Source organism: Desulfatiglans anilini DSM 4660 (assembly GCF_000422285.1).
GTDB lineage: Bacteria > Desulfobacterota > DSM-4660 > Desulfatiglandales > Desulfatiglandaceae > Desulfatiglans > Desulfatiglans anilini.
The window spans coordinates 1-11,914 of record NZ_AULM01000062.1; the positions used below are offsets into that span (position 1 = coordinate 1).

Annotated in this window: 5 protein-coding genes and 2 riboswitches; of the genes, 2 read left to right on the forward strand and 3 right to left on the reverse strand. The window is 58.2% G+C overall.

Translation table 11 applies throughout. The features are described from left to right. The coding region (locus H567_RS26250; RefSeq protein WP_035255464.1) for a DUF7507 domain-containing protein at positions 1 to 3,075 on the reverse strand (3,075 nt) is incomplete at its 3' end. Positions 3,076 to 3,295: 220 nt separating this feature from the next. Continuing rightward, positions 3,296 to 3,369, reverse strand: a riboswitch (cyclic di-GMP riboswitch). Positions 3,370 to 3,539: 170 nt separating this feature from the next. Then, positions 3,540 to 3,614, reverse strand: a riboswitch (cyclic di-GMP riboswitch). Positions 3,615 to 4,064: 450 nt separating this feature from the next. On the opposite strand from H567_RS26250, the gene H567_RS28135 reads away from it, so the two are divergent. Then, on the forward strand, positions 4,065 to 7,109 hold the full coding sequence (locus H567_RS28135; protein ID WP_084517640.1) for a PAS domain S-box protein: 3,045 nt from the start codon (positions 4,065 to 4,067) through the stop codon (positions 7,107 to 7,109). A 259-nt stretch (positions 7,110 to 7,368) separates the two neighbouring features. Next, positions 7,369 to 10,056 (forward strand): Ig-like domain-containing protein, encoded by a 2,688-nt coding sequence (locus H567_RS0120115; protein ID WP_028322768.1) that lies wholly within the window; start codon positions 7,369 to 7,371, stop codon positions 10,054 to 10,056. Between the two features lie 100 nt (positions 10,057 to 10,156). Here H567_RS0120115 and H567_RS0120120 read toward each other — a convergent pair whose 3' ends face one another. Further along, positions 10,157 to 11,335: an ATP-binding protein gene (locus H567_RS0120120; RefSeq protein WP_028322769.1), complete on the reverse strand. Its 1,179-nt coding sequence runs from the start codon at positions 11,333 to 11,335 to the stop codon at positions 10,157 to 10,159. Between the two features lie 183 nt (positions 11,336 to 11,518). Beyond that, positions 11,519 to 11,914, reverse strand: a 396-nt coding sequence (locus H567_RS0120125; RefSeq protein ID WP_028322770.1) for a PD-(D/E)XK nuclease domain-containing protein, incomplete at its 5' end; no start/stop codon positions are given.

Here is an 11,914-nt window from a genome sequence, read left to right on the forward strand (position 1 = left end):
GTCATCGGTGTCGGTGACGTTTCCACCGCTTGGCGGGGTGCCCGTAGCCGTGGCGATGTTGGTGAAGGTGCCGGCGTTGATGTCGGTCTGGGTCAGGGTGTAGGATCCCGTAAAAGTCGTGGAGTCGGTTACGCCCGGAGCCAGGGAGGCGATGGGTCCGCCGGAGACGGTGATCTTCGGGTCGGTGATCGTGACGTTGGTCAGGGTGACGTTGCCGGTGTTTTTGACGGAGAAGGTGTAGGAGATGGTGTCACCGGCGCTCACGCCCGGGGTGCCGTCGTTGTCCTGGAGGGTTCCGGTCTTTTGCAGTTCGATGCCCGGGGTCCTTATACCGGGTACGGTCACCTGGTCTTGGTTGGAGGTGACGGGGCTGTCGCCGTAAGTGGCGCTCGCAGTGGCTGTATTGGTGACGGACCCGAGGTCGAGGTCGGCTTGCGAGACGGCGTATTGAGCCGTGCAGGTGAGAAACGCGCCCGGAGCGAGTGGATCGGGGGTCTGTGGACAGGTGACGGTGACCTTGTTGTCCAACACGGCATAGGGAGGCTGGAGCGGGACATTCCCGCTGTTGGTGAGCTTGTATTGGTAAGAGATGATATCGCCTGCCCCGTCATAGGAGGCCGTGGTGGTGGTCTTATCCAGCGTCAAACCGGGGGCGGGGCAGATGATCCCGGCATCGATATTGGGGTTGTTCTGTCCGGGTTTCAGGAAAAACAGATCGGTCCGGCCGTTCGAAGGATTGGCATCCGAGTTGAAAGCGCCGTCGATACCTGACCCATCGGCGTTCTTGGTGGTGAAGAGGCATCCGTTCGGAGCCGCAAATTCTACGATGTAGTTGCCCGTCAACAGGCCCTTGAATTCATAGTAGCCGGGGTTTCCACCTCCGTCATCGGCGGTGAGGGCCGTGGCGATAAGGTTTTCCCCCGCATCGAGCAGTCGGACGGTGAGGCCGTTCACGCCTGCTTCGCCGACGTCCTGCAGTCCGTTGCCGTTCGTGTCGCTCCATACGAAGTTTCCGAGGCGCCCGAACAAGGGGGTCCTCGCCTCGAACCTGACCTTGGTGCCGACGGCGCTGGCCAGACCGGTGTTGATGATTTCCGAGGTTTCGGAACCCAAATTTTCAAAACTGTCGATTAGAACCTTGAATGTGACTTCGTAGGAGCCCCCGACGATAAGGGCTGTGACATCGTCGAGAATCCGGCCGCCTTCATCCAGCGGAAATGCCGTTCCGACTCCATCATCGGGGATTGGATTCGTAACTTCCGAGGCGTTCTTGAAAAAGGTGCTGCCGGCCACATACGTCGTGTCCAGCGGCAGATTGTCGATCAGCAGGATATCCGGAACAGGCGCGCGGCTGATGTTCGTGATGAGGATGGTGTATTTCAGGACATCGCCCGGGCTGATGAAACCGTCCTGGTCATTGTCGGTCTCCAGGGCAGCACTCTTGCTGACATCGAAAAGCGGCAAGGGCGGTATCCCGGTGCCCATGTCCAGGCCCGGCTGACTAACGCTGGCCTCGAGCGGGTCCTCACCCCAGGCGGCCGCCAGCTTGACCCCTGGCTCGAAGGTGTAGACGAGGGTCCGGGTCTGGTCGCCGTCGGAATCGTATATTTTGGCTGTTTGAAGTTCCGTGAGTGTGATGCTGGCATCATATTGATTGCCGTTCGGGTCGATGTTCGGCCCAGTCGTGGGGTTCGCATCGAAGTCGATGAAAATGGTGACCGGTGTGTCGCCGTTTCCGACCGGCGTCACCCAGATCGGGCTGCCGTTTTCAGTTGGAGCCTGGCTTGAAGTGGGGTCGCGGCCGATCCCCAGGCCGATCAGGACCTGTGGGGTGAGGGAATCCTCCGGCACGAGCGTGAACCCCCAATCCCATACCCGGTTGCCGGAGCGGCCGATGCCGCCGTTAAGGTTATCGGTGGAATCGATCGTTGTCAGGGCGTAGAATACTTCGTCCGAATCGGTATAAAAGTGGGCGCCGGTGCCGTTGGGGATGACCTGCTTGAGGTATTCGCCTGCCGGAACAGTGAGGTCGCTGGTAGTCAGGCTGCCCCCGGATCGTCTTTGGTATCGGACGGTGATATCGAGGCCGTGAGGGTTGTAGAGCCAGACGGTAGTACCGGTGCCACTGTAATCCGAGACGCTAGAGGGCGTTGAAACCGGCGTGTAGGAACTGCTGGACCACAAGGCGACAGGGAGAAGGCGATAAAAGCGGGCTTCGTAACTGCCGTTTATATCACCTGTAATCAGATCGATTTGCACCGGGCGGTTCGATACGACCCTGCCTCCCACGTTGATGCCGCCGTCGATGAGATGGCCCTGCCCTTCAGCAAGTGACACAGTGGCTTCAATGCTTCCGTCGTCGTCGATATCCAGTTCGACGACCGCGCCTCCCGGACCGGCCATAATGGTCATGCCCGTGTACTGGAACATGTCGTACATCTGATTACTGGGGATGTCCTCGCCTACAGGCACCCGGTATTCCGTACCCCAGTTGCTGGTGTCAAAGACTTCATTGGCTCCGGCGAGCAGGGTTTGGCTTCCCGATGCCCAGCCGGCGCGGCTGACGGCGATCGTTTTAGTCGCTGCAATCTTGTCGCGTCCGTCGAAGTCGATCGCGGCGAGGTCGCTCGTCGTGATAGCGTTGTTCAGGATGATTACATCTCCGGCATCGATCTTGTCGACTGCAAACCCGGGAGCTATGCCGTTCGATGGATCGTTGTCCCCCCAGATCTGGGTGCCGCCTAAGTTTCCGGCGTTGTAGACGTTGGTGGGATTGGCGATGTCCAGATCGTAGCCGTTTTCCCACTGGTCATAATAAATCAGCGTGTTGTCGGCAATCGCGGCGATGGAGACGTAAGTTTGAACCGGGTTCTCCGGTTCGTCCCCAGTGGATTGAAGAGATTGGAGAGCAGTCAGCAACTGGTCCTCCGGTATGGGGACGTAAAAGAGCTGCACCGGCGCCGGGTTGGCGGCCCAAACGGAAGCATTCGCAGCAAAACACCACGACAGAAAAGCCGTCGCGAAAATCGCCCTCCACATCCTTGACGCAAAATGCACGGCAAACCATTTTTTCATGACCTTCCTCCTCAGCTTTAAAACGCCAAAATGACACCAAACTCCCATCCATCCAACACCAAAAAAACGCATGGCTGCTCAGTGGAAATTTGGATTTATCGCCGAAAAAACGTTGACTGAGTCAGCCTTATCATCTGAGGTCCATGTTTGTGCTTGAATTTTCAGCAAAATTGCACGAGAACGCTGCCCCCCCAAAAAAAAGACTGCCTGAATGATGCATTCAGGCAGTCCGGCGGTCTTGAAAGACCCGTAACTTTCCGCCCCGGCCTTGCGGCAGGTTCGGCTTTTACTGAATAGCGCTAAAGCTTCGTTCAACAGGCAGCGTCAGAGGCCTACACCCCTTCCCCTGACACGGACAATGCACTCCTCCAAGGATGATCGAACTGATTCCTCAGGCCAACAGTTTTTATCTAAATATTTCAGAAGGAGTTAGGCAGGCGAAAATAGCCAAACCGCCCCCCTGCGCAGGCAACTCGGCTGTCTCATAGAGATCCGTAGCTTTCCGTCCCCATGTTGAAAGGGGGTTGGCTTTTTCTGCGTTGAATGAAATTATGAAGTGAGTTTCACTTTCCATTAGCAGATATCGAAGGCCTGATCAAGAAAAAATTTCAAATTATGCTCTCTTGCTTGAACATTCAAACAGGTAACCGCCACGTTGTGCTGTCGGGAAAATAGTGTACACTACAAAACTATCCGTTTATGACAGATCATATCAAAACACTACGGGATCCATCGTGCTGGACCCCCAAAAAGCCCGGGTGCAGCGCGCCCTCTCGCAACACATTCCCATGCCTTGGAGGTTGATATCTTCCGCCTACTGAGATAAAAAGGAAAAAAAGAATCGAATCTCCGACTTTTATCGAATCTTCGACTTTTAGGTGCAAACGGAACAGAGCGGGTCGCCAAGGACGTAGACGAGAAACCAAACCAATGGACCTCGGGCGTTTTCAGGCCCTTTCGGCGCCACACCGGCAATAAAGGCAAACGGTATGCAACACACCGATGCTGTTCCTTCCAATTCGAAGAAGACGGCGACCCGTGTCATCTGGGCCCTCGGCATCTGCTGGGTGTTCGCCCTCGGAGCGTCCCTCGCCTTCAACTGGGGCCAGATGAACCGCTCTCTCATGCGCCTCGCGCAGTCGGAGGTCGTGAGTTCCTTCAACAAGGATGTCGTTTATCGGAGATGGGCTGCAATGCACGGTGGTGTATATGTCCCCCCTACGGACAGAACGCCTCCGAACCCGTATCTGAGCTTTATCCCGGACAGGGATGTGACCACCACCGGCGGCAAGCGCCTCACGCTGGTGAATCCCGCCTACATGACCCGACAGGTTCACGAACTGGGCTTCGAACAATACGGATTGGTCGGGCACATCACGAGCCTCGATCCGCTCCGTCCGGAGAACGCCCCGGATGCATGGGAGGCGGAGATGCTCTTGTCTTTCGCCGGTGGTGAGAAGGAGGCCTTGTCGGTCGAAAGCATCGACGGGCAGTCCTATATCCGGTACATGAGGCCGTTTGTCACCGAGACCTCTTGCCTGAAGTGCCACGGGCACCAGGGCTATGAAGTAGGGGACATCCGCGGCGGCATCAGCATTTCTGCGCCGCTGGCGGCCTACAAGTTGGCGGGTGCCGAGCAGCACCGGTCGCTCCTCATGGCCCACGGCATCATAGGCGGCCTCGGGCTCCTCGGCCTGTGGGCGGGGGCCGGAGCGCTCCGCCGCTCCAGCCGGCGGATGGAGCAAAAGAGTGCGCAGTTCCAATCGCTTTTCATGAATTCTCCGGTTTCAATCATCGTTCATGACCCGGAGACCGGGGCGATTCTCGACGCCAATGCCCGGGCCTGGGCTTCGTATGGATTTTCTTCCCTGGAGGAACTGAGGGACAATGCATTCTGGTTGGAGCCTCCTTATGCCTTCGATAACGCGTTGGCCTGGATTCGGAAGGCCGACCGGGAAGGCCCTCAGCAGTTCGAATGGCTGAACAGCAAGGCTTCGGGCGAACTCTTCTGGGAGTATGTCCACCTAGGCCCCATCCTCATCAATGGCGAAAAGAAGATCATGGCGGTGTCGATCGACGTCACCGAGCGGAAGCAGGCGGAAGAGGCGCTGATCCATTCCCGCGATCTCCTGCGTTATATCATCGACCATGCCAACAGCGCTGTTGCGGTTCATGACCGGAATTTACGGTATCTCTATGTCAGTCAGAGCTATCTGGACCAGTATCGCGTGAAGGACCGCGATGTGATCGGCCGCCATCATTACGAGGTGTTCCCGGATCTGCCGCAGAAGTGGCGGGATGTCCACCAGCGCGTCCTGGCGGGCGAGGTCCTGCGCGCAGACCGTGATCCTTACCACCGGGCCGACGGTTCGGTCGACTGGACGCGCTGGGAGTGCCGTCCGTGGTATGAGGCCGACGGATCGATCGGGGGCCTCATCGTCTATACCGAGGTTATCACCGAGCGGGTGATGGCCGAGCAGGAACTGCTGGAAAGGGAGGCGAAATACAGGCTGCTCGCCGAGAATACGGCTGACTGCATCTGGATGATGGACATGGACCTCGTTTTCACCTACATCAATCCGGCGATAGAGAAGATGATGGGGTTCAAGCCCGACGAGTGGATCGGCAGCCGTTTGAGCGAGCACTGCTCGCAGGAGCGCTTCGAGCAGATGTCAGGGCTGGTAACGGAAGCCCTCCAGCGTTTGCCCGAGGCGACCCCGGTCCTTTTCGAGACCGAAATGCTGAACAAAGACGGGAAGGGCGTCCCCCTCGAGATGCGGTCGGATTTCGTGATGGATGCGGACGGCAGGCCGATCGCCCTACAGGGGGTGGCGCGCGACATCTCGGAGCGGAAGAAACACGAGGCGGAGCGGGAAAGGCTGCACGCCCAACTGGTGCAGGCCCAGAAGATGGAGTCCGTTGGGCGCCTGGCGGGCGGCGTTGCGCATGACTACAACAACATGCTGAGTGTGATCAGTGGGTTCGCCGAACTTGGCATGGAGAAGACCGCGCCTGGCGACCCGTTGCGTGCCGACCTCGAGGAGATCCTGCGAGCGGCGCGGCGCTCAGCGAACATCACCCGGCAGCTTCTGGCCTTTGCGCGGCGTCAGACCATCAGCCCGCGGGTGATCGATTTGAACGACACCGTCGAGGGGATGCTCAAGATGCTGCGCCGGCTGATCGGGGAGGACATCGACCTGTCCTGGCAGCCCGCCCCCGGCAGGCACTATGTCCATATGGATCCATCCCAACTCGATCAGATCCTCGCGAACCTCCTTGTAAATGCCCGGGATGCCATCGGGGATGTTGGCAAGGTGACCATCGAGACGGGCCGTGTGCGGTTCGACGAGGCGTACTGCGCCGAGCATCCGGGGTTCATGCCGGGGGACTTCGTCCTGCTGGCCGTGAGCGACGACGGCAGGGGGATGGACCGGCAGACGCTCGACAACCTGTTCGAGCCGTTTTTCACCACCAAAGGGGTGGGAGAGGGGACCGGTCTGGGGCTCGCGACGGTCTATGGCATCGTCAAGCAGAACGAAGGGTTCATCAACGTGTACAGCGAGTCGGGCAAGGGCACAGCCTTCAAGATATATCTGTTGCGTTACCGAGGGGAGACCGAGCTGGACGCCCCTTCCGATGAGGAAAATGCCCCCCGCGGGCGCGGGGAGACCGTGTTGATCGTCGAGGATGAGGCCCCCATCCTGGAATTGGCCGCAAGGATCCTCGATGAGGCGGGTTACAGGGTGCTGACGGCATCCGGCCCCCTCCGGGCCTTGGCCCTTGCCGAAACGTATGGAGGGGGAATCCAGATCCTCATCACGGACGTCGTCATGCCCGAGATGAACGGCCGGGACCTTGCCCGAAAGCTTCAGGCCCTGCACCCGGACCTGAAAGTCCTGTTCATGTCCGGCTACACCGCCAACGTGATCGCCCACCACGGCGTATTGAATGCCGGCGTGCATTTCATTCAGAAGCCCTTCTCCAACCGCGGGCTGATGCAGAAGGTGCGAGCGGCGCTGCAAAACCGGGCGTGAGACGGTGGCCCGCCTCCTGGAAAGCGTGCGCTCATCTCCCAGTAATCTTCAGGATACTTGAGCTGCTCGATCAAAGGGTTTCGCATGGTTGAAATGTTTGCTTACAGGAGAAGTAGCGATGTCTGATAAGATTGTTTAAGTTTCACTTATAGGACAATTTTTATTTGACTTGATGAAAAGTATCTGCTATCGGAAGCTGCAGTTGTAAGCGAAATTTTTTGGGGCTCGTTTAGTCAAAACAGCAGGGTGGGGGAAAAACATGTCGGTGAAATTTCTTGTTTCCGTTCTGTTCTTCTTGCTTTTTATTCTGTCATCTTCCAGGGCCTATTGCGAGACGATGCTTCAAGAAGAAATCATCGAATTCTGGAACTCTCTTTTCAACAAGGAATTCACTGCCCCCGATTGTACTCTGACCATGCATAAAGAAGTCCTTGCAACCTCGGATCAGGATGAATGCTTCAAGGATGTCGGCGTCCCTTACCCTGCCGGGCCTCCCTGCGGCGAAGGTCAACCCAAACTGAACCAGGCTTATCTCTTCAGCATGGTCAAGAGCGGGCCGGACATCTGGTTCGGGACCAGTGCCAATCAGTTCTGCACTGTTCTGGGAACCTATATCGCAACCATCAACCAGATGATTCCCATCGAGGATTTCGCTCTGAAGACTGAGTCTTTCGTTTGCGAATTCGGATTCAGTTCATTCAGAGATCAATTCGTCCCGACCAATCCAAACCTACCCAAGCTTCCTGATTCGCTCGGCGACTGGCGGCCGCCGAAAATTTTCGTTTACAACACCCAAACCAAGCTTAGAACCGACAAGACCCCCAACGACCCGCTGGTCCAGGACACTCTCGGTATCCGCGCCTCCGGCGCACTCGGCAATATCGTGATCCTGGGCGGCCCCAACCTCATCGCGAGTTTTTTTCAGGGTGACCCGAGCCTCGTCGAATACGCCGCCATCAACCTGTTCGCGTTCAAGGCCGACACAGGCGAATACCTTGGGTCCAAGGCGTTTCCGGAGTATCTGGATATCCGGAAGTGGATCGTGTTCGGCGATTGCCTTTACTCGGCCGTCAGATCCAAAGATGGAAAGGGGCGGGTACTCAAGTGGATCGGAAATTCCAATTCGACCGACATCAACGAACTCCTGAAGTTCGAGGAAGTCGGCCGTCTGGATGCAGAAGGAGCGGAGTTGACCGTTCTGGACGGGCGCCTGTTTGTAAGCACATGGGCCACTCCGACCGATGAGGCGATATCCGGCATCTACATGAGTCCGTCGATACCGCCTGGAGGCCTCACCGGTGCGGATATGGAGAGTTGGACCAAGATCTGGGGTGCCGAGAACTATGAGCCCGACCCTGTCCTGGCCAGAGCCTACTTCATGGGCGCCATGACCGCCTACGATGGCTATGTCTACTGGGGCACCATCAATTTCCCTCTGGTTTCCTTTCTCACCCATATGATGGTCTATGAACCGACCGAGACCGAGGACCTTATTCTCGCGTTTCTTGGAAGCTGGCGGAATATCAGTATCTTCCGCGCAAAAGGTTTCCCCGATAACCCTGTGATAGAGGTGGTCAACGGTCTTGACATGCTGCCGGCCTATTCACCTGAGGACAAGACGTGGAGCCTTCAGCCCAACCGGACCGGCCCCGTGCTCTATGGCCTTTCGGGCTTTGGCAATATATTCAACAGCTACACCTGGACCATGGAAGCCTATGGCGGCCAGTTGTACGTCGGGACCATGGATTGGAGTTTCATGGCTTATGATGTCGGCAAAATGTTGTTCGATACCATCTTTGATGACTGCGAGGAATGCAGGGAGAAGGTCACGGACTTTGTCGAAGGGTTCCTTGCAGACCATCCTGAGATCGAACAGAACGCGGACCTGTTGAAGATGTTTCTTGGTGCCGATCTGTGGCGGTTCTCCCGGTCCGATGCACACGCCCTGCCCGAAAGCCTGAACGGCCTGGGGAACTATGCTGCATATGGGCTCCGCAACATGCTCGTCGATGACGGTCTATACATCGGCACAGCGAATGTCGCTAACCTGCTGGCGGATACATCCGTCATCCCCCATGGGGGATGGGAGCTGATCCGCCTCACGGAGCTCGCGGTCGCGGTGGAGACCGACAAGACGGTCATCTCCGCCGACGGGTCGTCCACTGCAACCATCACGGCCCTCGTGACTCACGGCGACGGTATCCGGGTGCCGGATGGGACGAGCGTAACCTTTACGACGGATCATGGCTCCTTTGCTTCACCATCCATTACAACCACCACGGTCAACGGTGTCGCTACCGCGGTTCTGACCTCCGAGGCGAGCGGAGACACGCTCGTGGCGACCGTCATCGCACGGGTATGCGGTGTCCGGAACGGGGTGGCTGTCTTTTTCATCCCGGAGGGCACTCCTGGCGGCGTGGATGACGTTCACACCGCGGAGATTATCGGCTCCGGCAGCACCGAGGACACGACTCCCGGGATTGCCAAAGTATCGGTCAAGAGCCTGCTGCATACCTTGTCTCACTACGTCACGACTGCCGAATACACCAGCAATCCGTGCAGCGGTCCTCTGCCAAACGCCCAAAGCTACTGGGACGTACACTTTGACGATGTGCTCGAATTGGAAGAGGTCAAAATAACATTCAGCCCCGCCCAACCAGGCGACAAGATCTATTACTGCGGATGCTCCGGCTGGCGCCTGTGTTCATCTCAAACCTACCGAAACGGCGCGATCGAGGTGACGATCAACCCCTGTACGAACCCCGATCTCATGGCACTTTGGGGGCTGCCTTTCGCTTTGGCAGGGTCAACCACCTCTCCCGCTGTGCCTGTCCCCACGATGACCGGTTATGGCCTCGTGCTCATGGCACTGCTCGCCGCCGGTCTAGCCTGTTGGAGCCTGCTTGCTCGCCGTTCCAGGCGAGAGAGAAGAGCGCCCTCCCTGTAAGGAAAGCGTGAGCGGAAAATGTCGCTGATGATCCGCTCCCCTTCCGGCCTTTCGAAGCGCGCGGTCCCGAAGGCTTTGCGGCTAGCTGGGACCACCCGCTTCAGGAGGCCGGTATGCCGAGCAGCTCCGGCCCGATTTCCCTCCAGCTGACAACCCGTTTGCCTTTCAGGCGGTAGCTCTTCCCGCCGCCATAGACGAGCGTCGGGTCTGTGGCTATATTACCTGCCAGGGCCGTCCATTTATCGATGCTGGAAAAGAACTCACGCGTGGCGGTCTTGCCCGATTTGATCTCGAGCGGTATGATCCGCCCAGCCCTCTCGATCAGCACATCGACCTCGACGCCGTTGCTGTCCCGCCAAAAGGAAAGCTGCGGCCTTTCACCGCGGTTGAGGAAGGACTTCATCAGTTCTGCGACCACAAAGGTTTCGAAGAGGTTTCCGCGCAGCGGGTGGGTCTCCAGTTGATGGGGCGCTTCGATTCCCAGCAGCCACGCGGCAAGCCCGACATCATAAAAATAGAGTTTGGGGGTCTTGACGAGGCGCTTGTTGAAGTTGGCGAAATGCGGCCGCAGCTGAAACAAGACGTAGCTCGTCTCCAGGACCGATATCCAGCCTTTGGCCGTGTTGCGGCTGATGCCGCAGTCGCCGGCCAGGCTGGAAAGGTTCAGAAGCTGCCCGCACCGCCCGGCGCACAGACGCACGAAACGATGAAAGGCCTCCAGATCCTGGACGTTCGAGACCTGCCTCACATCACGCTCGAGATAGGCGGTGACATAAGCGTTGAACCAGGCGCGCACCGGCACCTCCCGGTCGTAAAGCGGGGGATACCCGCCTTTGAAGAGCATCTCTTCTAGTTTCAGAGGCTGCTTCCCCGCCTTCGACAGTTCCTTTAGGGAAAAAGGCATCAACTCCACAAAGGCGGTTCTGCCGGCGAGGGATTGGGTGATGCCGGAAAGGAGGCCGAAATGCTGCGAACCCGTCAGCACATACAGCCCCATGCGGCCGTCGGCGTCTACGAGGGACTGAAGATAGGAGAAGATCTCGGGGCAGCGCTGAACCTCATCCAGGACAGCCCCGTCAGGAAAACGCTCCAGAAATGCCCGCGTGTCCTCGCGTGCAAAGAGTCTTACGTCCGGATCCTCCAGAGACACATAGGGCTTGTCCGCAAAAACCGCCTTGGCGAGGGTGGTTTTCCCTGATTGCCTGGGTCCGGTCACCGTCACGATGGGGAAGCCCCGGAGAAGGGATCGGATGATCTGTTCGGCCTCGCGTCGTATCATAGGCTCGAAGATAGCGTTTTTCAGGCTGAATGGCAATCAATAAATCGATTTGCATGATTGCAGTAAATGACCCACCATGGAGTGGCCGAGGCCCATAAGGATGTGGAAGGAGTAGCCTGTTCGTTGATAGGAAGCTGGTTGCGGCGGGAGGCTGACCACTGAGGCGTTGAGGGGTTTCAAACGCTATGATGCAGGCGGCGCGGCGTCTCCAGCCGGCTGCACGAGGCTCCGGACCTCGAAGGCGCAGAGGTTCCGCTCCTTGCGGCTGAACTCGACGCCGATCAGATGGATAGGCCGGCCCAGGTCCAGGTATTTGTCGGCGTAGCGGCGGGCCAGGATCTGCTCCAGGGCCCGGCCCTCGGGCTCCAGCTCCACCACCTTGAACTCGAAGACGAACACCCGCCCCTCGAAGAGCACCGTCATGTCCACCCGGCCGCGGCTGGTGGCGTCCTCCACCCGGATGTCCAGCCCGAGGGCCGCGAAATGGCTGTAGAAGACGCTCGCGTAGTAGCCTTCGTACTCGCCGATCGTGTTCCTGCGGTGCCAGTCGGCGGGGATGGCGGCGAACAGGGCCCGGAA

Coding starts and splice junctions, on each gene's coding strand:
- H567_RS28135 (WP_084517640.1), top strand. CDS start 4,065: ATGCAACACACCGATGCTGTTCCTTCCAATTCGAAGAAGACGGCGACC.
- H567_RS0120115 (WP_028322768.1), top strand. CDS start 7,369: ATGTCGGTGAAATTTCTTGTTTCCGTTCTGTTCTTCTTGCTTTTTATT.
- H567_RS0120120 (WP_028322769.1), bottom strand. CDS start 11,335: ATGATACGACGCGAGGCCGAACAGATCATCCGATCCCTTCTCCGGGGC.